Source organism: Scytonema sp. PRP1 (assembly GCF_036697665.2).
In the GTDB taxonomy this organism is placed as follows: Bacteria; Cyanobacteriota; Cyanobacteriia; order Cyanobacteriales; family Nostocaceae; genus Kalymmatonema; species Kalymmatonema gypsitolerans.
Map to the genome: position 1 here is coordinate 44023 of NZ_JBAHYJ020000068.1, position 22382 is coordinate 66404.

12 protein-coding genes are annotated in these 22382 nt (G+C 42.1%); 8 read left to right on the forward strand and 4 right to left on the reverse strand.

What is annotated here, in order from left to right:
* The first annotated feature begins 110 nt into the window (after positions 1-110).
* The 4 genes from V5G28_RS14210 (at position 111) to V5G28_RS14225 (ending at position 5915) form a co-directional block, all read left to right on the forward strand.
* The gene (locus V5G28_RS14210; RefSeq protein WP_336230631.1) at positions 111-1424 is read left to right on the forward strand and encodes a hypothetical protein; all 1314 of its coding nucleotides are present in this window, start codon (positions 111-113) and stop codon (positions 1422-1424) included.
* A gap of 248 nt (positions 1425-1672) precedes the next feature.
* Complete coding sequence (locus V5G28_RS14215) at positions 1673-3403, forward strand: type IV secretory system conjugative DNA transfer family protein (RefSeq protein ID WP_336230633.1); 1731 nt, start codon at positions 1673-1675, stop codon at positions 3401-3403.
* A 3-nt stretch (positions 3404-3406) separates the two neighbouring features.
* Positions 3407-3700, forward strand: coding sequence for a hypothetical protein (locus V5G28_RS14220; protein WP_336230634.1), 294 nt, complete (start codon positions 3407-3409; stop codon positions 3698-3700).
* On the forward strand, positions 3687-5915 hold the full coding sequence (locus V5G28_RS14225) for a hypothetical protein (RefSeq protein ID WP_336230636.1): 2229 nt from the start codon (positions 3687-3689) through the stop codon (positions 5913-5915). The genes V5G28_RS14220 and V5G28_RS14225 overlap by 14 nt, the downstream gene beginning before the upstream one ends.
* A gap of 163 nt (positions 5916-6078) precedes the next feature.
* Here V5G28_RS14225 and V5G28_RS14230 read toward each other — a convergent pair whose 3' ends face one another.
* Positions 6079-6390 carry an HNH endonuclease gene (locus V5G28_RS14230; RefSeq protein ID WP_336230638.1) on the reverse strand — a complete coding sequence of 104 codons (312 nt, stop codon included), beginning with the start codon at positions 6388-6390 and terminating at the stop codon, positions 6079-6081.
* Between the two features lie 389 nt (positions 6391-6779).
* On the opposite strand from V5G28_RS14230, the gene V5G28_RS14235 reads away from it, so the two are divergent.
* From V5G28_RS14235 to V5G28_RS14250, 4 genes are read left to right on the forward strand one after another with little or no spacing between them, the layout of a single operon-like run.
* The gene (locus V5G28_RS14235) at positions 6780-7943 is read left to right on the forward strand and encodes a sigma-70 family RNA polymerase sigma factor (protein ID WP_336230641.1); all 1164 of its coding nucleotides are present in this window, start codon (positions 6780-6782) and stop codon (positions 7941-7943) included.
* A 19-nt stretch (positions 7944-7962) separates the two neighbouring features.
* Entirely contained in the window at positions 7963-9132 is a 1170-nt protein-coding gene (locus V5G28_RS14240; RefSeq protein WP_336230642.1) for a DUF1822 family protein, read from the forward strand.
* 20 nt (positions 9133-9152) lie between these two features.
* On the forward strand, positions 9153-11498 hold the full coding sequence (locus V5G28_RS14245) for a CHASE2 domain-containing protein (protein ID WP_336230643.1): 2346 nt from the start codon (positions 9153-9155) through the stop codon (positions 11496-11498).
* 13 nt (positions 11499-11511) lie between these two features.
* Positions 11512-12339: a DUF928 domain-containing protein gene (locus tag V5G28_RS14250; protein ID WP_336230644.1), complete on the forward strand. Its 828-nt coding sequence runs from the start codon at positions 11512-11514 to the stop codon at positions 12337-12339.
* A gap of 72 nt (positions 12340-12411) precedes the next feature.
* Here the strand turns inward: V5G28_RS14250 and V5G28_RS14255 are convergent, their stop codons facing one another.
* The 3 genes from V5G28_RS14255 to V5G28_RS14265 all read right to left on the reverse strand — a co-directional run bounded on the left by V5G28_RS14255 (position 12412) and on the right by V5G28_RS14265 (position 22183).
* Complete coding sequence (locus V5G28_RS14255) at positions 12412-15303, reverse strand: CHAT domain-containing protein (protein ID WP_336230646.1); 2892 nt, start codon at positions 15301-15303, stop codon at positions 12412-12414.
* A gap of 176 nt (positions 15304-15479) precedes the next feature.
* A complete protein-coding gene (locus V5G28_RS14260; protein ID WP_336230648.1) occupies positions 15480-17504 on the reverse strand; it encodes a ShlB/FhaC/HecB family hemolysin secretion/activation protein in 2025 nt (674 codons plus the stop codon).
* Positions 17501-22183, reverse strand: a complete 4683-nt coding sequence (locus V5G28_RS14265; RefSeq protein WP_336230650.1) for a beta strand repeat-containing protein — start codon at positions 22181-22183, stop codon at positions 17501-17503. Before V5G28_RS14265 ends, V5G28_RS14260 begins: the two co-directional genes overlap by 4 nt.
* Positions 22184-22382: the final 199 nt, after the last annotated feature.

Below are 22382 nucleotides of genomic sequence, written 5' to 3' on the forward strand. Positions count from 1 at the left end.
GTTCTGGAGCGTTCTGGAGCGGTTCGTTTCAAAATCTATGTTCACAACTACGCAGAGGATAACTTTACTGCACAAATTACAAATTCTCGTCACTAAGATACTGCTCAAAGATGTTAAGAAAAACTACCAAAAACCAAAAAAGCAAACAATCTTCCCAAACATCTTCCAATCGCCCCAATCTCAATCCTAATACCAACCTAAAATACTGGATGCTGTTTGGGTTGCTAACTAGTTTAGCAATGCATGGGTTTTTAGCCTTTCGCCCTGGTGAACTGCTGGGTTCTCTTTTAAATCAAAAAGCAACAGCAGCTACTTTACCCAATACTCCCACTATCCCCACCAAATTCTTGAATAATGCTCCTGTTCCTGACTGGGAAAACATCAATTTTAAGTCCTTCGTCTTCTCTAGTGATGGCAGCATTGAACTGCCCAAAGCCCAAATCCCTGGATACAAATCAAAAAAAGTTTGGAAGGCGGGACAAAGTTTAGATCAAGTGATGGAGGTAGGGGATTTTGAGGAAGTATTTGGGTTAGAGAATTTCAGCCTAAAGGATATTGAAAAACTGAGTAGCATTTCCCTAAAAAATACTAAGTTGTCAGACTTTTCAATTGCCAAATGGCAGACAGTACCTGAGTTGGTTAAGGCAATTCCCAAATTGGCTAATGAATATGTGGTAGATGTGCCACCAATCAAAGACTTGGTTGAGCAGACACTAAACGGAGCAGTAGGAATTGGAGAGAACCAAACAATAGAGGAATTAATAGAGCAGAACCCAGAATTAAAAGAGATAGAGTTAGGAGAAATTGATTTATCGAAATACAAGTTGACATCAATCCCAGGTATTGAGAAGGCACAACTGAAGGAATTTAGTAACTGGCAGAATGTTACCATTTCCAAAGTGCCAGGACTTAATAAGGTATCCTTCAATAATTTCCCCATTGTTCCAGTACCCCAAGGAAATATTGTGGGGAAAGTGGATTTGCCATTAAAGGAAGTAGAAAACAATCGCCAACGGTCTATTAGTGGCAGTTATCAGGAGGGATTCAATGTACCCTGTTCCCAAAACTGCGCTCATATAGAATTGTCAGGTTTAGGAGGACTAACAGGCACTCAATGGATGAGTGGTAAGTTTCAAAAAGTCAGGGGAGGATATGGAATTTTGGGTAAGCTGAATGGGGGGAAGGAGCCAACAGGGAGACATCCTTTTGGCAAGGTGTTCAAACAAGTAGTGTGGGACATCAATGAGGCAGATGGCAGCATTACCACTGCCATGTTCTTCCGCATCTGCAAACGCAGCTTGTTTGTCAATTTTGGCTGCTCCCCCTACTTCATTGGTCCCTTTCCTTTCCTTCCCTACAAAGAGAAATCCTATATCTTTCTCGGCACTCCTCTAAACGTTCCACAACAACCCAAAATTAACTAAAGTTTCCTCAACACCCACTTATAGCAAAACTAAATTAGTTCGTAGTTTCGTGCTTTCTCTTCCTCTGTGTCACGCCAGTCGCCTAGGTCGGGAAACCCTCCTGCAGCGCTGGCTCCTCTGCGTCCTCTGCGGTTCATTTCTTACAAATTAAATAGGATTGCTATAGCTGAATTCAGAATAAACATGAATTTTGACTTGAAATTTCATAATAATAAATATTTCAATATTTAGGAAAAAATGATATTATTATGAGCGATAAAATTTTTATTCAAGACCTCCAAAATCCTCAGTCTCCGATAGGCAAATATACAAGCAGCTTATTTAGTCCTAATGGCGTCATCCTAGCAGGTCTCTTGCTAGGGATTGCTGCTCTGTCCATGTTTTCTGGGGGAAAGAAGGGCAAACTGGCTACCAGCTACTTTGGGGGAGGAAAGGAGACGGCGAAAGCCAAAAAGAAAGCACTCAAACAAATTGCATCTCCCAAATGCGATAGCGCCACACTATATATTGGCAGACACAAGTTCAAGAACAAAAGAACAAAAGGGGAGAACGGGAGTGGGGGGACACCGCTATACATAACCGATGTGCAGAGAGGGACTGCTGTAATTGGAGCACCTGGTAGCGGTAAATCTTTCTCTGCCATTAACCCCATGATTTACTCTGCGATTGACCAAGGCTTCCCTATCGTCTTGTATGACTTCAAATATCCCACCCAAGCCAAAGTAGCAAGTTATGCCAAGAAGATGGGTTACGAGGTGCATGTGTTTGCCCCCGGTTTCCCCGAAAGCGAAGTTTGTAATCCTTTAGATTTCTTGCGAGATGCTACTGATGCTGAAACAGCACGCCAGCTAGCCACGGTTATTAACAAAAACTTTAAGATGATGGCATCGAGCAACGAGGATGCCTTCTTTGGTCCTGCGGGCGATCAGCTGACTGAAGCCATCCTGATGCTCACCAAGCAAACACAATATGCTGACATCATGACTGCTGCTGCCATCCTCAGTAGCGAACGCATGGTGGAACGGTTGATGGCAGCTAACCTCAACCCGTGGATCAAGATTTCCTTCGGTCAGCTGTTCAGTTCTGCTGGTTCTGAGAAAACTGTAGCAGGTATTGCAGGTACTGCCAGTTTAATGTTCACCCGGTTTATGAAGAAGAATACTCTAGGATGCTTTGTGGGCAAGACCACTCTGCCCTTAGAAATCAAGGGTAAGCAGATGATTATCTTTGGTTTGGACAGGGAACGGAGGGATGCTGTTGGTCCACTGCTGTGCAGCATTCTGCACATGACTGTTGCCAGAGCGATCGCCAAAAAACGTTTTGACCCCCTCATCGTCGTGCTGGACGAAGTGCCTTCCCTATACCTGCCCGACTTGTTCAAATGGCTCAATGAATCCCGTAGTGAAGGGTTCTGCGGTATCCTTGGCTGGCAGAACATGGGACAGCTAGAGAAATACTACGGCAAGGAAGTAGCCAAAACCATGCTGGGTGCCTGTGGTACTAAGTTCATCTTCAACCCAGGCGAAGAAGAATCAGCACGACTGTTTAGCGCTTACCTGGGGGATGAGGAAATCAAATACAAGCAGAAATCAAAAAGTACTGGGGGAGGTAAAACCAGTACATCAGTATCAGACCAGGAAAAAACGCGGAAGCTGTTTGAGCCAGCACAGTTTTTGAAGCTACCTGCTGGGAAGTGCATATTAATCAACCCAGCATACTCCAACAATTCAGAAGCTTCTGTGCCATTGCTGAAGGCAATTAAGGTGCCAAAAGCCCTGATCAATATTGAGAAAGAAAACAATGCTGGATGGGAGAAACTGATATTAGAACTAACCAAAAAAAGTACTCAAAGGCGTCCCACCCAGGAAGATTTGGATAAGCGAATTGCCGAAGTTGATAAGCTATTTCCCATACCTCAAGAACCTGTACAAGCTGGTGCAGCACCCCTTCCAGTGGATGCATATAAAGGATTTTTGTAAAATATGAATAACTTATTGCTAAATAATTCTAAGCTGCTATCAAGAATTGAGAAAGCCAAAAGGCTACCCGAATGGTCAGAACAATACCCTCCCTACATAGAAGCCCATTTCCATGATGGAATTCTGGTGTATTGGCGCAATAGAGAAATTCCCCAAGCAATTTATTGCGACTCATATCCAGAGTGGCAAGCACCACCATCCATCATTGAAATTTTATTTGATAACCAATTGGTGTTTGTCAAGGTTAAAGACAAAGTTATTTTAAACAGACTACCAAGCCGCCATGTTCGATTCTAGAAGCACTCAGCTAGCTTCCACCTACCAAGAATTTGTTGAAAATTCCATTCATAATCTCAAAAACATTGGAAAAGCTATAGAAGAGTTACTAAAGGCTCTTCTAGAAAAAGTTAAAGAGGAGAAGGAGGAATTGTCAGCCATAGACGTACAGGTTGGTAGTGAGAAATATCGACTTGTGCCTGATGAGAAGTGTCTTGGGGCGTGGAAGTGGGAATCCGCCGAGATGACGGATTTTCAAGCACAGACTGTGGCAAGGCGGTTGATGCTTGAAGAAGCAGCAGGAGAAGCGGTAGATATTGGTGAAGCCCAAAATAACTCTTCTTTAGCCATAATTGCCACAACTGAGTCAGGGGAAAAGCTTGTAATATACCACCAAAATAGAGAGGGGCAATGTCTTACTAACCTGGTGACAGAGAATTTAGATGCTGAAGAAATAATTGATGTAGCTTACGAAACGCTGACTCTCAGTCTACTACCGCCTTCCTCTGAGATTGTAGAAGAACCAGAAGCAGAAGCCGAATTCACAGAAATTGTTGATGAACTATTACCACAAATAATTGATGATCAGGAGATTGAAGGGCAGGTTGCTGACAGTGTTGTTCCTCAATCTCCCCAAACAGAAGAAAGCGCCATTGAAGATATGGGTGTAGAAGGCTACCGACCAGAATGGGAAGACTCGGTAATTATCTGGGATGAAGACGCGCCACTTCCAGAACCACCAGAAGAAGATTACCCACCTGATTCTGGGGAGCAAGGGGAAGTATCAGCAAGATCTCAATCGTTACGAACAAAAGAAGAGTCAAAAGAAACTTTGGCACTCACCAAAGTGAACCAGCTAGAACCAAACACCGAACCACAGCCACAAGTTACTGCTACATTCCCAGAAATAGTAGATAATCCAGTGCAGGCACAAACCCAAAGTGATGCTGACACGGTGATTGAGGAAGAAACTGACAAACCAAAGCGCAAGTTAGCTTTTGAGTACACCTACGATGAAGTAACTTCTTCCAAAGAAGTCAGTCCCCAAAGCAAAAACTGGGTAAGGGAAGTAGAAGTACCTATCAAGAAAACTGTTGCCAACAGTCGTGCAGAACGTAAGCGTCAAAAACAAGAAAACACTGACATTGCCCTAGCTGCTAAAGAAATGCTCAAGGCGTATGGAGAAACCTTACCTGATGGCAGTAGAATCTACAGAAGTGATGCGTTTGTGATTCGGCAGGAAGGGGAAAAATACAGCATTCACCGTCGCCACGATCAGCTTGCCAACTTTGCCAATCCCCTTATGGAGTTTACCCAAAACTCTAAGGGCGAGATAAAAATCAAAACTCCTCCTACACAGATGCTGCCAGTGGAAAGACAGGAATTTCTAATGGTGGGAGAGAAATTAAAGTCTGGTAAAAAACTACCCCAATTGGCGATCGCAGACTTGAGAGATGTTGCGAATAATCTTGGTTCTCTCGCCCCCGCTGGCACCTTCAAAACTTTGGAAAGCTTTAGAGAGACTGAGATGTTGGGATTGCTCAACTCAGCACTGCAAAAAGCCAACACGGATACTCTGACTGTAGGGGAATACACCATTTCTAGAACTAGAGACGTAGAAGCAGGAAGAGCAAATCTTTCTCTTCATAAAACGGCGGAGAGTGGGGAGAGGAGACAGTTATTAGCTTTCACTATCCAAAAAACAGATGCAGGGCTTACCAAGCAGGTGGACAAACTGAGTATTAGCGACTGGGATTTAGCTCAGTTAAAATTTATCTCAGAAAACGCCAAAGCTTTTGATTTAGGGCATACTCTTGGAAACTCCATAGGGCAGCAGCAACCTAAGGAGTCTATCTCTGAGATAAAAGTTCCCCTCCACCCAGCAATTCAGAAAGCTTGGAACCAGTTGGAGACTGAGAATGGTTTTAGGTGGAACTCCAGTATAAGACAAGAGAATGAGCGAATAAGACAGAATCTGCAAGATTTTGAGGGAAAACTCTCGATTGCCGAACAGAGAGAGCTGTATTTCCAAATTTTAGCTCAACAGCGATTGGACTCCTCCACTGAACAAATCAAAATGCCACCACTCAAGGAAATTATGAAAGACCTGAAGCAGTGGCGTCAAGAAGCTATATTTAATCGATATACCCCTCATGAGCAAATACCTTTTGCTCATGAAAAAACTGCTGCCAGAACTACTGCTGCAACTAAATCTGAGTCTGAATTATCTCTGTGACATCTCCCCGCGTCGTCAAGCAATTGGATACTAGGGCTTCTCATTTGGCAGACATCGTTTGAACTTTGCGTAAAACCCCTCCAAAAAATACCCCATCTGTTTAGAGACAACTGGCTTCAAGAATATCTACTTGTAGAAATAAAGTCTCGCGTTGATTAATTAATCAATTTCTAGCTAGCTCCTCTGAAAACAGTGACAATTGACCTGGAGAGATATTGCCTTGTCCAAATCGATGATAATCAAGATGACAGCTACTACATAAGGAAACCAAGTTCTCCCATCTATTGTCAGACGGGTCGCGATTCCAATGATGAACCTGAAGTGTGTAAGCTTTGCGTTGGGATAGAGTCCAGTTCTCTGGTTTTTCTCCAGGGCGCAAGCAAACCCGACCACATTTGGTGCAGCACCATCCAGAGGCTTCTTTAACAGCCGTGGCTATTTCTTTCCAATTCTCTGGATAACGGGCAGTACTCATGAAGAATGTTTTAGCTTAATGCCGACTCTCATCATGGTCAATTTTACCGGATGAGGCAACATAATGCTTAGTTCTCCTTAAGAAAGGACTAATGGGGTGAAATAAATTATTGATGTTGCTTATCTGTTGAGAAGTTGACTCGCCTTATATATTAAAAATTATTGACATTGACTGCTATTTTCGGCTTCAGCTTGTGGAAAATTCGTTGAGTAATGTCCACAAGCTAGAACGTAATTGTTGTAGTTGTTTTAGCAAGTCTTCTTGATTCCACAGAAATAACAATCCTGAAAACCTGATTGCCTTATGTTGTAAAGTTTACTTTATAATCATGCTATTTAACAGCATTACCCCTGTATAGGACTATGCGCCCTCGCTTGGAAATTACTGAAATGTTCTCGACTTTCGTGTGGTTTGAGTCAGACTGCTCCAGCAAATGGGTGACAGATGCCAAACTACGTAGAAATATGGAGTATTGTTTCAAAAAATCAACAGAAACTCCATATTTAGAAAACTTTTGGGTGCTTTACTGGCATAAAGGTTGGCAGACTCAAGTTACTCATCTGGCTGCAAAGCATCTATTGGCTTACCTGCAAGAACCCTGTTACTGGGCTGCTGAACAAACAGTTAAAAAATTTACGAGTATAGGGTATAAGTTACCTGATTACTTTCAAATTGCGATCGCTGAGGTTGATAAAGTTCTCAAAGATTTTAACCCTGAGAGAGGTTCCAGCCTGAAAACCTTTGCCAGAGCAGTATTTCCTACCTTTATATATGGTATCCTGCGTCAAAGACAGGAAGTCGATATTTGTAGTGAATGGGTATTTCTACGAAAGATAGGTAAAAAGTTACTTTGTGAGGCTTTGGAGAATAATGCCTTACCCTCTGCAATCATCAACCAATATCACTTGGCTTGGGTTTGCTTTAAAAAACTTTATATCCCATTTCAACATAAAACCCTTGACCGGAATTTCTGGGAAGCAGTAGCTGATTTGTATAACAAAGAAAGGCTGAGTCAGTTAAGTTCACTAAGTTCAGTATGCAGCCCAGAAACTGTCGAACAGTGGCTAGGTAAATGTGCAAAAATAGTTCGCGACTATCGATACCCAAAAATTGATTCTTTAAATGTACCCAAACCAGGGCTTGATTCAAGTGATTTGCAGGATGATTTGCCTGCAAACGCTTTGTCTGAGTCATTACTGGCTGAGATGATTGCTTTGGAAGATGCCCAGGACCGAGAAAATCAGCAATCTCAGATTAATACAGTACTAGTGACAACTCTTTTGGAACTTGATTTACAAATCCAAGAAATACTGTGTTTGTACTATAAAGAAGGACTGACCCAAAAGGAAATTGAGCAAAAGTTGGGAATAAGTCAGCCTACTGTGAATCGTCGGCTAGCTAAGGGAAAGAAAACTCTATTAGCAGCATTGGTGCAATGGAGTCAAGATGTACTGAATATTTCTGTTACTTCAGATCTAGTAGAAGATAGGAGTGCTGCTTTGGAAGAATGGCTTAAAACTCGCTATAGCTTCCCTGAATGTAATCCGTCGTAGCTGTAGGAGGAATAGAGTAATGGATTTGACGTTTGCAACAACAAGTGAGTGGTGGTTAGAATTACCACCAGAAGTACGGGCGGAGTCTTGGCAGCAAAGCCGGCTTAATGCTACACTTGGTAGTCTTTGGAATACTTATCTCAATCTAATTTGCCTGAATGCAGTTTTGGCTGCGATACAAGCTGAGTATGACATACAAGCCACTGTAGAACTTGGAACTGCTGGTTTATATGCTTTGTGGGAATTTGTAAATGGAACAGCAATTACGGTAGACGGTACACGTCTGGTGTTAATTCCTACAGAAGCGATTGATGATGGCGAGTTGGAGGTACCCCAGGAGTGGGTGGATATTCCCAGTTGGGTAGGAGACTATTACCTGGCGGTGCAAGTCAATGCAGAAGCTGATTGGGCAAGAGTTTGGGGCTATACAACGCATGAACAACTGAAAGTTAACGGTAGTTATGACTCGCGCGATCGCACTTACTGTATGGATGCAAGTCATTTAAAGAAAGACTTAAATGCGTTTTGGGTTACATACCAGTTGTGTAGAGGAGAACAAACCAGAGCAGAGATTGTACCACTTCCAGAGTTACCTGTTGCTCAGGCAGAAAATTTGATACAGCGCTTAGGGAATCCCTCGGTTACATTTCCGAGAGTTGCAGTGCCATTTACACTTTGGGGTGCGTTGCTGGAACATGAAGAGTGGCGGCAGATGCTATACCAACAACGGCAGGGTAATGTGTTGCTCAAGATACCAGTGCATTTGAATCAGTGGTTTCAGCAAACGTTCGAGACTGCTTGGCAAGCTGTTGAACTTTTGTTAGGTCCAAATTTTGTCTATCGAGGGATTGATACAGGGCAAGAAGCTGCTGTAAAACGAGCCAAATTGATTGACTTGGGAATACAGTTTGGAAGTCAAGCTGTGGTGTTATTAGTTGCTATTACTCCTGAAACTGAGCAGAGAGTCAGTGTCCGGGTACAGTTGCATCCTAGTGCGGGAACTACTTTGTTACCTCGTGGTGTTAAGTTGGCTTTGCTTTCATCATCAAAAGAGATATCTCAAGAAGTTCAAGCAAGAGAACAAGATAACTATATACAACTGAAACGGTTTAGAGGTCAAGCCGGAGAACAATTCAGTATTAAAATAGCCCTCAATGATGCCGAAATTATAGAAGATTTTGTCATTTAAATACTTGTAGGAAAACAATCATGAGCAAGCAAGTAGTCTTCAGTTTTCTGAAGGGTGATTTGAACAGCGGATTTCCAGTTGTCATATCTCAACTTTCGGAAGACGGAGATGCTCCCACTATGAAATTCAGTGGTAGTCTACCCCCAGCACCGGAAATTCCAGAACTTTACAAAAGATGGCGTTTGCTTTATGATGCTCTCCAGTACCGTTCAGGGTGGTCTTTACGTCTGGAAATTGATGATGAAGAACCTGATGTGAGCAATGTCTCTGAAGCAGATTTTAGCGAACTATGTCAGCGACTGGAAAATCATCTCAATACTTGGCTCAATTCCGATTCTTTTCGCAATATTGACCAACAAATACGAGCAAAGCTCAATCCAGATGAAGAAATTAGAGTCATTATTGAAACGGACAATTTATTATTGCGGAAACTTCCCTGGCATCTCTGGAATTTATTTAAACAATACCCACAAGCAGAAATCGCCTTAAGTGCTTATGAATATGAGCGACCAAAAACAGTACCTAAATCTTCAAATGGCAAAGTTAAAATCCTCGCTATTTTAGGTAATAGCCGTGAAATTGATATTCAGCAAGATAAAAGCTTACTTGAAAAGTCATTCCCTCGTGCCAAGGTAAAATTTTTGGTAGAGCCACAACCCCAACAGTTAAATGACCAACTTTGGGAACAGGGTTGGGATATTCTTTTTTTTGCGGGACATAGTTTAAGCCAGAAAGATGGTGAAACTGGTCAAATTTATATTAATAAAACTGACAAACTGACAATCTCCCAACTAAAGAATGCACTGCAAAGAGCCATTTCTCGTGGTTTAAAGCTAGCAATTTTTAACTCGTGTGATGGACTAGGATTGGCGAAAGAACTCGCTGGTTTAAATATTCCTCAAACGATTGTTATGCGCGAACCTGTGCCTGATAAAGTGGCACATGAATTTTTAAAGTATTTGCTAAAAGCTTTGGCATTGGGTAAGCCTTTATACCTAGCAGTACGGGAAGCGCGGGAAAGGTTGCAAGGCATAGAAAAGGAGTTTCCTTGTGCGACTTGGTTACCGACTATTTGCCAGAATCCTCTGGAAGCACCACCGATGTGGGGACAGTCTGTTCATCCGTGGCGTCGCTTGCAAGCTGTATTTTGTGCCAGTGTGCTAGTGACAGGGTTGGTGATGGGAGTGCGATCGCTGGGGATGTTAGAAGCCTTGGAGTTACCAGCTTACGACGTAATGATGCGAATGCGTCCTCAGGAAGAGCCGGATGATCGTCTTGTGCTAATCACGATCACGGGAGAGGATTTGCAGTTACCAGAGCAACAAGAGAGAAGGGCAGGACTATCAGATCAGGCATTGGATTTGCTATTAAAGAAACTAGAGCCACATAAACCGCGAGTGGTTGGCTTAGATATTTTGCGCGATTTTAATGTCAACCCCAAATATAAGGATTTAGCAAGTCGTATGCGGCAAGATGCCTTCATTGGTATATGTCATATTAGCGAAGGCAAACCCCACAATCCTGGTACCCCTAAGCCACCTGAAGTCCCAATTGAACAGGTAGGATTTAGTGATGTTTTGACTGACAAACCCTACAACATTATACGTCGCCATCTGTTGCACACGGAGCTACGCCCTACAACTCGTTGTGGTGCGCCCGAGGTTACCAGTCTTGATGCATTCAGTCTCAAGATAGCACTACGCTATCTGGAAAAAGAAGGCATTAAACCTACATTTACTTCACCTCCAGAACAATACTTGCAGCTAGGTAATATAGTATTTAAAGAACTAGAAACACGCAGCAGTGGCTATCAAACATCATTAAATGCATCAGGACATCAAATATTGCTCTATTACCGTTCTGTGAATGGTTCTCCCTTAAACATTACCGACTATAAATTTACCCTGAAACAAGTACTGAAAAACGAAGTTGACCTTAATTTTATCAAAGACAAAATTGTCCTTATCGGTGTTGATGCACCAACTATTAAAGACTATTTTCTGACCCCATATACTCAAGGTCAGGAGGAAGTGATGCCAGGGGTAATTATACACGCTCAAATGGTGAGTCAGATAATTAGCGCCGCTTTGGGTGAGCGCTCGTTGTTAATGGTTTGGTCAGTTTGGAGCGAAGTTTTATGGGTGTGGACTTGGTGTGTGGTTGGCGGTTTATTAGCTTGGTGTTGGCGATCGCCAATCAAGCTAGGATTGGCAGTTGCGATTGCGCTCAGTGCATCCTACGCTCTTTGCTATGTTTTCCTTGTGCAAGCATTTTGGATACCATTTATACCGTCAGTGATAGCTTTACTGTCCACAGGTAGCAGCATCTACTATGTATCCCGTAACCAACAATCATCCCGAACATAACAAGTTGTATGCTATGAAGATAGAAATAATGAGTCTACCTTTTAAATTAATAACAGTTGTTTCAGCGAGCACTTGGACATTGATTAGTGTTGTTATCTGTCCTCTATCAATCCATGCACAGACTAATACACTAACATCTAATCCTAATAAAAAACCCAATCCAAATAATCAAACTAAGCCAAGGCAAACAAATCAATCAAAAACGTGGAAAAGAAAGCAGCCCGCTCCTTCCGGTCCATCAGCCGGTCCTAGTCGTGGTGGCTGTCCAAATATGCAAAAGAAACTTACTTCTTTAATACCAGTTTTTCAGGAGCCAGACACCAGATATCCCGGAAAATATATTGAACATAGTGAAGGATACACTGTCGCAGAGCGCCCCTCCTTTTGGTTTTATATACCCTATACACCCGATCAAATCGTATCCAGTGAGTTTATTTTATCTAACCAAAAAGGTTTGAATAAGGCTTATGTGCTAATAACCGGAACACCGGGAATCATCAAAGTCTCTCTTCCAGACAAAGTAAAGCTAACAATTGGTGAGTGGTACGAGTCAAAACTGAAGCTTACAGTTTTTTGCAGTAATGGATTACAAGAAGATGAAACTGCCGGATGGGTAAGGCGAGATGCCATTCGCACCACTATAAATCCTAACTTACCATTGCAACAGCAGCTTGCTATTTATATCAATGAGAATATGTGGTTCGACGCTTTAGAAAGCGTAGCTAAACTTAAATATAAAGACCCAAAAAATCAGGATTGGAATCAATTTTTAAAGTCCGCAGGATTGGAAGCGATTATCAACGAACCAGTGATTGACTGCTGCACCCCTAAAAATAACTAACTATCGAGACCCAGCCAGATCTTACTCCTTCAGAGTGTTATGATTCTGTCTGGTGATCTCTCTCAAATTTCTCTAACGCCAATTTCCTACTAGGACAAAAGGTGCCCAAAACTGAGGTTGTTTATACTCATGATTCAAAAGATATTCCTGAGCTCGTCGAAGAGCTTCTGCTTTGGTGACGTTATGAGTACCTAGATTTTGGTAAAATTGTTCCATTAAAACAGTAGCAGACCTATCCTCCGCCTTAAATAATGAGGCAACAGTACTGTCAGATCCTGTTTGCACAGATACGCCAGCTATTCCCAACACTGCACGTTTGTCCCCTTTAGCGGTATAACAAGCACTAAGGACAAGTAATCCAATCCTATCTGGTCTGGTTTCTTCTCGGCTACGGAATAAATTACTCATCTCGTTTAGATAAAACTTTCTTTCATAAGCTTGAATATATGTTTTATCCGGGCTAGAAGAAAATACCCCATGAGTTGCTAAGTGAACTACATCAAAACGCTGTGACTGAATCTGCTGTTGTAAATTTTTAGTAGTGAATTTAGGTCCAAGAATATTATTATTAACCTGTTCAGGTAGAGTTTGCTTAATTTGTTTTAATTCTGTCTCAACAAACTCTAGTGCGCCGGAAGCATGAGGATCTAGAAAGTTCCCAGTTCCGGCTGCTAGAACTTTAAATTTACCTTTTTGTAAAGGTTTTGGTTCTGTTAGTTGTATACCAAGATTTAGGGCAACACTATATTTTTGAATAACATAATTTGTCCCATCGTAGAGTGCTGCCATCGGAATATTTCGCAAAGCACCATCCAGCACAAAGACCAGAGTTTCTACTTTGCTGTCTTCTAATTCCTTTTCAATGTTTCTAAGTACCCATTCGTATACCTGTTGAAAGTGTGCATCTTGTTGTTTTGCAATAACTCCACCAGTAATTTCTTTCTGTAGTAACTTGACGATGCGGTCTACTTCTTTTTTGGTAACATTTTCGGTTGTACGACGGATTAGTTTTTTTTCTTGAGGAAGCTTAAGGATGACTTCTAAACGGTTATCTAGAATAATTGGATAAATAACTGCTGCATTCAAATTTTGGTCGTCAATGACTTTATAAATTGGTACTAACTTAGTATTTGTTAATCGGCAGCGTAAGAAGTTTTCTAGTTCTGCAACTTGCAAATCTTCAATCGCTTTTTGGGCTTTTTGTAGGGCTTCTTGCGCTTCTTTAACTTTTTGCAGATTATCTTGATTGGATGCATTCGCCTGCTTGTCTTCTACCTTTTCCTTAGGAGACAAAAGCAAATCAACCAATTCCCGATAAACAGGTTCTATGCTATCTCGAAAGGAAAACTGTAAGTCAGGATTATTAAAACTTGTCAAATCGCCACGCACAGATTCCAGTATGTTTACTGCTATCTCGTAAGCTGGTATAGCTTGCTGTAATTTTTTTGGGTCTTTGTCAGCCTGCTTTGTCAGCACCCGCCCAAGTTGCCACTGCCATTGATAAGCAATATCTTTTGCTTCTTTACCTTTCTTAGTAGGATCTTGACTTTCTTCCGCCAGTTCCTCAGATAGCAGAAGTGCTTCCTTAGTCCACTTGTAAGCATCTTGCAGAAGTGTTTTCTTGGTTAACTCATCAGTATCTTCCAAGTTCATTTCATAAAAATAGCGACCTAGGTATCCCCAAGCATAGCTTTCTGCCCGTTTGTCTTTCAACTTTTGAGCTTGTTCAGCAGCTTTTTGCAACAACTCTTCAATTTCTTGTGATCTGGTATTTTTACTTTCTTTCACTGCCATTGTTTTTTGCAATGATGGTGAAGATTGATCGCTCATCGCCAAAAGCTTCATCAAGCTTTTTGCTAAATTAATTCGGGCATATATAGCTGTGCGACTGAGAGGTAAGCTATCGATTTGGGAAGAAATTTTTTCTGGTGGCAAGGGTTTTTCCCATTCTTTTGGTATAGCTTTTACACTTGAGGGGTCATCCGAAAGATATGCTTCTTTACTTCTTTGCACCCATTCCTCATAATCTATTAATAAACTGAGTTTATTCAATTGTGCTTGAATTTTTTGGATAAGTGGCACAGAATCTACTTTCTCTACCACCTCTACTTTCTCTACCACCTGTTGATAGTAGTTCGCAGCCCATTGACTTTGACATTCGGCTGCTGTTTTGTCATTAGGAATCTGAGCGCGTTCATAAGCATCTTGAGCGCGTTTGTAGGCAGATCGTGCTGTATTGCCTAAACTTAAAAGAGCTTCAGCTTTATCTTGGGGTGATTCAGATATCTGAAAACTTTTCCATAACAACAGATGAGATTGATCTAAGTAGTTAAGTTTTATTTTCCCATCTTCACTTGGCTGGAAGCATTTCAGTTCTTTTACGCTATTTACATCTAGCTGCAAAAAATCCAAAGTTTTTTCTAATTCTGATAATTCCTCAGTGTCACCTACTATACGAAGAATGTTGCCAAGTGAGCGAAAGGCAATAGCCTGAACCATAGGAGGTTGAGTTTTTATCAATTGAACAGGTTTGATTAGGGTTTTAAAAGCTTGTCGGTAAAACCCTAGTTCCTGTAACGCCAAAGTCTGGTGAATCTTAGTTCTATTTTCTCCAGTTTTATCGCCTGCTTCGTAAAATTTTGTAGAAGCTTTCTGCCACAGGCTTAAAGCTTCTTCTGTTTCTCCAATACTTAATTTCAGCTTACCTTCAACCTCTAGAGCATGAGCTAAAAGCTTTCTTTTCTCTAGAGTGTTACTGCTAATTGATTCCAATACTGTCTGACTTTTTCTAATTGCTTCACCTGCCTTTGTCCATTCTCCTTTCTGCTGGTAAGCCAAAGAAAGATTACTTAATGTCATAGACAGTTTAAGTTTATCATCAGAGACTCTCAAGACATTTACTGCTTGCTCTAAGTTCGGAATAGAAAACTGTCCCGTCTCATCCTTCTCTTTACCATCTTGCACCGTTTCACTAGGTTTTTGTAAACTCTGTACAACTAAGTCAGCAGCATTAACTCGTGTAATAACAGGTAAAAATCCTATTATTAAAAATACAGAAAGAAATAGTAACAGATAATATTTAATATTCTTTCTTTTATTTTTAATGAAGAAAGGGAATTTATACCTACTTTCTTCCTGCTTTAAAAAGGATTTAGTTCTAAAGAAAAATAAATGCCGTTTTCTTGCCATGTTCTTTTTTCTGAGTCGAGGTTTACTAGAGGAATGCCCCAGTCTAGACGGGCACGAAAGTAACGCGATTGAACTACCTGCAATCCCAAGCCAACTGATGCTATGGTGTTTGGACCAGGCAGTTGTAAATCGCCACGATCCCAACCGTATCCCACCTCAGCAAATGGAATGAGTTGCACAACTGTTTGCCATTCTCGAATCCTTGCAACTGGCAAACGGAACTCGATAGAAGCCAGGACTCCGTTATCAGTCAACAAGGCATCTTGGCGATACCCCCGGATGCTATCAATACCGCCCAAGCCGAACTGCTCTACAAGAGCGAGGGGTCTGTCTGCTAGCTGCACATCGGTACGAAATAGCAATGTTGGGGCAGTAGGTAGATTGTCAAGATATAAACCAAATAGGCGTACCCATTGGAATTGTCCGCGCCATACGAAAAACCGACTGTCAGGTGGGTTGCGGTTGATAGTCGCATTGAAAGCATCAATTCCGAAACTGAACTGCGATCGCGCTGCCAATACCTGGCTACGACTCTGCTTTACCCATTCTTGATAAAAGCGAATAGCCGAAATCCGAGTGCGTCCCTCACTGTCCGCTCCTGGCGATATAGCAAATCCTTCTGGTAAGGGACCGAATACCTTAGCACTCGTCTCACTTTCTGTTCTAGAAGCGATTAAACCAAGGGCAAATTCTTGGCTAGGGGTTTGAATAATCGGTTGGCGTAGGTTTAATTGATAGTAGCGAGAATCAGAATTGATATCTAATTCATTGAAAGGGCGTTCAATAACAGCGCTAGATGAAGTTCCATAACTAAAGCTGAGAGTTCCATTCCGCGCATTGAGGGGCAAGGTATAACTGAGGTTGACATTATTGCTACCCTGTGTATTGTTATAACTGACGCTTAACCCATCTCCCAGTCCTAGTAAGTTAGCTTGTGTTAACCCAATACCACGATTAAAGCTGCCAACACTGGGAGAACGCCCATTATTCAGGTTTATCTGACTGCTGAATGAGTCTGCTTCTGTGACTTGTACTTCTAGTACATTAGTACCTGGCTTGACTCCTGCTCTGAGTTCGGCAGATATGCTCTCAATTAAGGGGTCGATTTGTAGCAGTCTAATGGCATTAAGCAACTTATTTTGATTCAGGGGAGTTGAAGTTCCCAAACGCAAGCGCGATCGCACGTACCCTGAGTTCAATCGCCTAGTACCGTTAACCCGGATTTCTTCAACACTTCCTTCAACAATCTTGATGGTGACTGTGCTACCCACTGTTTGATCGCGGGGAATAGGAATATAAGCTCCAGTAGTAATGTAACCCTTGCAAACGTAGTAGTCAGTAATTACAGTACGAGTGCGGAGCAGTTCTGGAAAGGAGAGGGGTACCTTAATGAAATCTTGGAGTAAGCTTTCTAACTTCTCATCGCTAAAAGCAGTATTCCCCTCAAAGTTAAATTTTGTAACCGTAATGCTGTCAGGGTCTGTCCCTTGCCGTGGTGCAGGCTTGTATCGGGAAGTATCATCACAAGATGGTTTTTTGTCTTCATTTTGAGGAGTTTGTGATGGCTCAGGCTGTGAAGGCGTCTGTAAAGGGTTTTCTGAAGGTAGCTGTTGAGGTGTTTCAGGAGGTGATTGTTGTGGAGTTGGCGATCGCGGGATAGATTGCGATGGTGGCGGCTGATTAGTTGGGGGAGTTTGGGCAATGAGTTGCTTTTCTTTTGACAGTTCCATCTCTGGAAATGTTTCAGGAGTTGCAACCGTTGAAGAAAACTGTAATGGTTCGATTGTGGCAGTTTGGGAGGGAGGTTGAGCAGATGGAAAATTTGATATCTCTACTGCTTGGTCAACAGTCTGCGCCCATGTAGGTAATGGTGCTATACTCTGCCCTACAGCACTCAGGCTACTAAATAACACCAGTCCACCCCAGTGTAATTTGTACTCTTTGCTGGGCAAGCGTGGTAACGGTTTAAGATTCATTGTTGGCTGCTTTGAAAGACACAAGTTACTGAGGATGAAGTGGGTGTTTGTTTTGTCAGGAGAAACTTGCCATTAGGAAGCTTCACCCATCCTTGAGCTTCTTCAATAGTTTCTGGTGATGAGATGTTTGCAGTAGTGGAATTCGCAGCACTAGTGGGGTTCTGGTTGTCAGAATCAAGCGTCACCCAAGGAACCTGAGGAATGTTACTGTCCAATGCTTCGCCCGGATTTGGAGGTAAGCCACCACGTCCGGAGTTGAAATATTTACTTGTCCCGGCTTCACGAGTCGTTGCTCCTGGGCTAGTGGGACAGACCTGAACAATTTCCCGTACAACTGGTGCGTTTGGAACCGGAACGGGTTGCGGCGAAGATGGATCGACATTAATTGTGCCTTCTAGTCCCTGCAATGAACTCGCTATGAATTCGCTTTCAGGAAGCCGACGACCTCGTATATGTTGGATAAATTCAATAGCTTTTACATCTTTGGCATCGATTCGTCCACCGCTTCCCTGGTCAGCTTCAGCAACAATATCACTATTTTCATAAAGGTCGGCAAGTACAAACTTACCAACTCTCAGCCTGATGTTGCCACCATTAGCTGTGCCAAAAGCTCGGGCAGTAATTTCAGTAGCATTGTTTGGATCGCTATTGTTTCTCATAATGATTGAATCTGCTACCGTGAGATTAATGTTGCCGCCGCTAGAATTAGTTGTGGCTCTAATCCCTGCTTGCTGAGTCATAAAGATATTACCAGCAGTCACATTCAAGGTACCGGAAGCGCCTGTTTCGCTGCCACTAACTGAGACTTCTCCACGATTTAGGACATTTAATTTGTCTGTGTAAATTTCTATATCCCCAGCCGTACCAGACGCTCTAGATTCAGTGAAGATACCACTGCGTCCTTGAGTCTCATCTGGCAGTTGACCATTAGATAAGGTGCCATCGATATTAATTAATTGAGCCTTTTTTTCACCACTGTTTATTCTTACAGTTCCTCCCTGACCGTTACCAAATGTTGAAGCTCCAACTCTTGAGCCACTACTGATGTTTAGCTCGTTTGTGTTAATATTTAAATCTCCGCCGTTTGCCGCTCCGAAAGTATCTGCTGATAGTAAGGCTCCATCCAGAAGAGTCACTTTACCAGCATCAATATTTAAATTACCTACATCTACATTTCCAGTGCTTTCACTGCGGCTTGCTGTTGCTAAAGCAGCTTTGCCTTGCAATTCTAATGAGGTAGCTTTTACTGTTATATTATTTCCCCTTCCTCTACCATTGTCGGTAACTCCAGATGTAATCGCAGCAGTATTTCTAACCTCAAATTGACCAGTATTGATTTTTATCTCACCAGCATTACCTTTACCTGTAATCGCTGATGTTATTCCTGTACGAATATTTTGAATATCTCCTGCTTTTTTATTAGCAACATCTGTAGCATTACTATCATCAGGTAATGCTGTATTATATGGTGTAGAATCATTACCAGTAATTCTCACAAAATCAGAAGCTTCAACTGTTATATTTCCTGCATTACCATCGCCAAGTGGTAACGTACCTATACCAGTCAAACTATTTCTTGATGTTGAATTTTGCTGATTTTGGATGCTTAAGCCTTTAGTCGTGATTTCTATATTTCCAGAATTTGCATTTCCAAAGGTCGTGTTAATCAAGCCACTGCCTTGAAAATTACTTTTGACAAATTCAAATAAATTACTACCTATATCAGACCGATTAGAATTACCTGTATTCTGAATATTTAAAAAATCGGAGGTATTAACAGATATATTTCCACCTTGTCCTTCACCAGATTTAATATTTCCAATTCTTGCGTCAATTAGTTCAACTTGTTTAGCAGTAAAGGAGATATTACTTCCAGTATTTGAGCCTGTGGTGATACTGGCTATATCGGCTTTATTAAGAAAAATGTTGCCACCGCTATTGAGGTTGATACGACCTCCTACTTGACCAACGGACTCTATAGAGCCAGAAAATATGTCTCGATTAGCGCTGAGGTTAACATTTCCGCCATTGCCTCTAGCCAAGATAGAGGAAGCGTTAATTAAGACATTGTTTGTAGTAATGTTGTCACCGGCATTAAAGTTGATTGCACCTGCGTTACCACTGACTGAGGAAGAGTCTACAGTTCCTGCTTTGATAGTGATAGCGCCATTTTTGGCAGTAAGGGTGATATCTCCACCATTACCTGAGACACGACTGTTACTGACAATTCCTGCAGCAGTATCAATGCCGCCATCGGCAGTAATGTTAATCGTTCCTCCGTTGCCTAAAGCTTCACTACCGATGCTAAAACCATCATTAATTGGATTAGGAGGTTTAATAGAAGAACCAGGATCTCTGTTGAGGGCACTAGTTGTAGTGAGTGAGCCAGTGGTTGTGATGTTGATATTACCAGCCTGACTACCCCTTAGATTTCTTGTCGTTACAACGCCAACAGTTATAGAACTTGGCTTTGATATATTACCAATAGCGATGTTGCCCGCACTTCCTGAAACATCGCTACGTGCATTTAAGGTTCCAGCAACATCTAGAGTACTTGGAGTGTTAATGGTTATTGACCGACCTATAACACTATTGTTAGCTGGGTCAACAAGACCATTGAGGCGGATAGGTCCATTGAGAGACCTAATGCTCACATCAGCACCGTTTAAACCACCACCACCGCTTAGAAGATTTGTAACACCAACAGTATCGATTAAATCTGTGGTAATGCTACCCGCAGCTTCGAGAGTAATTTTTCCACCACTTCTAGTATTAGAAAAAGCACTAGAGTTTAAATTACTGGTGCTGATGCTGCCATTATTGGTAGTTAAGGCGATATCTCCACCTTTCCCGTTACTGCCTGAATATGACAGGATGTTACCTGTAGTAATGTTTCTGTCAGCATTTAGGGTAACTGTACCTCCATCACCCCCACCAGAATAAGATTGTAAAACACCTGCTGTTGTGTTGATTTCTCCCGCAGTACTCGTAAGCGTAATGTTCCGCCCATTGAAAACAGCAGTTCCCTCTACATTAGACCATAGACCAGTGGTCGTAATGTTACCATTAGCAGATAAAGTAATTTCTCCAGCTTCACCAAAAGTTGAGCGAGTATCTAAAGCGCCAGCTGTTGTGTTGATTGCTCCGGCAGGACTGTTGAAGATAATACTACCTGCACTGCCATTAACGGAAGTAGCATTTATGTAGCCACCAGTGGTGATATTACCATTAGTAGCAGTGACGTTAATAGAGCCACTATTGGTCGGGGCACTAGAAGTTCTTAGTCTGCCAATTGTTACGCTTGCGCCTGAAATGATGAGATTCCTGGATTGAGCAAAGATTTCATCTTGTGAGTCCATCACAAAAGCCCCAGCACCATTATTGTCAGCATCAGCCCTGAAATTAACTGACCCACCACTGCCAGGAGGAAGTAAGTAAGCGGAAGCCAAAAATAACTCATTGTCAGCTAAGTCATTGATTGTGATATCATTAGTAGCTTCCAAGATAATGTTTGCTGTTGCTGACAGGCTTTCAAGTGTAGCCTCAGAAATCGTGAAAGTGTCAGGAGGATTCTCTCCTGCAAAAATCTGAGCGTCTCCAGCTACTTGAGCATTATCTGTTCCACCAACACCATTCACAATCGTGATATTAGTTGGATCGAGCAGCAAAGTGCCAAAATTACCATTGATTGCACTGGTGTCCACATTGCCACGAAAAATCAGGTTTTGCTTACCTGAAACCTCCACAAAACCGCCATTACCTGAATTCCTTCCTCCACGAGCGCTGATGTTGCCATAAAACCCAGTCGCCTCATCAGCCCAGACAATGACACGACCCCCATCGCCACTGGTTAAAGCATCAGCATTAATAGTCACACCAGGACCAACAAAAGTTCGAGCAGCATTGGGAACTTCACCTTTCCCTTGAAAGTCCCCACCAATCAACACCGTACCGCCACCCGTTTCACCTGATACATCAATCCGGGCGTTATCCAGTAAACCAACGCGATCGCCTAAAACCTGAACTGTGCCTCCTGGTGCTGTCAGTTGACCACTGCTAGTAACAGTACCACCAACTAAAGCTAACTTTTGTCCCTGTCCTACTGCTAAATTTCCAGCATTGCTAATCGCCCCCGCCTGCTGCGTTCCATACTGCAAACCAACGGGAACAGCAACCGTCAGTAGAGGTTTGGTTTGAGTATCGGTAGCACGAAAAAGAGTGCGATCGCCAAACACTATACTATCTGCCGTACTTCCTACAAATGAGCCTCTGATATCCAGTCTGGCATTTGGTCCAAAAATAATACCGTTAGGATTCAGCAGATACAAATTCGCATTGCCTAAAACGCCCAATGTTCCGAAAATCTTGGAAGCATTGCCACCCGTCACTCGACTCAAAATATTCTCAATTCCAGTAGGATTAGCGAAATAAGCACCTCGTCCTTCACCAATATTGAAGTCCTCAAAACTGTGGAAGAGATTAGAACCTCGGATTGCACCTCCATCAATGCGGTCAACATTCGGACTCAGTGGCGTGATTACAGAACCTTCTGTTCCCAAAGTGCGATCAGGTGTAATTTGAGCTAGAGCGCTATTTCCGAAATACGTGAAAACCCCACCAGTAAATAGGGAAATCATCATTCCCAGCTTCCAAGTCAAATCTTGCCAGTTTCTAGCCATTGTTAATTCGCTCCAGCATTATTCAATGGTGGGTGTGTAGCCGATGAAACTTATCGAATTGCCGATTAGAATAGCGTATAATATTTGACTACATTGCTATATAGTCATTTTTTTATACTAACTTTACGGTAAATTTACAAATGCAGAGGATGATGTAGGTGAGGATACCGAGAAACATTTGTTTTAGATAGAACTCAAA

Excerpts from the sequence above, each read along its gene's own strand:
- V5G28_RS14210 (WP_336230631.1), top strand. The coding sequence starts at position 111 with ATGTTAAGAAAAACTACCAAAAACCAAAAAAGCAAACAATCTTCCCAA.
- V5G28_RS14215 (WP_336230633.1), top strand. The coding sequence starts at position 1,673 with ATGAGCGATAAAATTTTTATTCAAGACCTCCAAAATCCTCAGTCTCCG.
- V5G28_RS14220 (WP_336230634.1), top strand. The coding sequence starts at position 3,407 with ATGAATAACTTATTGCTAAATAATTCTAAGCTGCTATCAAGAATTGAG.
- V5G28_RS14225 (WP_336230636.1), top strand. The coding sequence starts at position 3,687 with ATGTTCGATTCTAGAAGCACTCAGCTAGCTTCCACCTACCAAGAATTT.
- V5G28_RS14230 (WP_336230638.1), bottom strand. The coding sequence starts at position 6,390 with ATGAGTACTGCCCGTTATCCAGAGAATTGGAAAGAAATAGCCACGGCT.
- V5G28_RS14235 (WP_336230641.1), top strand. The coding sequence starts at position 6,780 with ATGTTCTCGACTTTCGTGTGGTTTGAGTCAGACTGCTCCAGCAAATGG.
- V5G28_RS14240 (WP_336230642.1), top strand. The coding sequence starts at position 7,963 with ATGGATTTGACGTTTGCAACAACAAGTGAGTGGTGGTTAGAATTACCA.
- V5G28_RS14245 (WP_336230643.1), top strand. The coding sequence starts at position 9,153 with ATGAGCAAGCAAGTAGTCTTCAGTTTTCTGAAGGGTGATTTGAACAGC.
- V5G28_RS14250 (WP_336230644.1), top strand. The coding sequence starts at position 11,512 with ATGAAGATAGAAATAATGAGTCTACCTTTTAAATTAATAACAGTTGTT.
- V5G28_RS14260 (WP_336230648.1), bottom strand. The coding sequence starts at position 17,504 with ATGAATCTTAAACCGTTACCACGCTTGCCCAGCAAAGAGTACAAATTA.
- V5G28_RS14265 (WP_336230650.1), bottom strand. The coding sequence starts at position 22,183 with ATGGCTAGAAACTGGCAAGATTTGACTTGGAAGCTGGGAATGATGATT.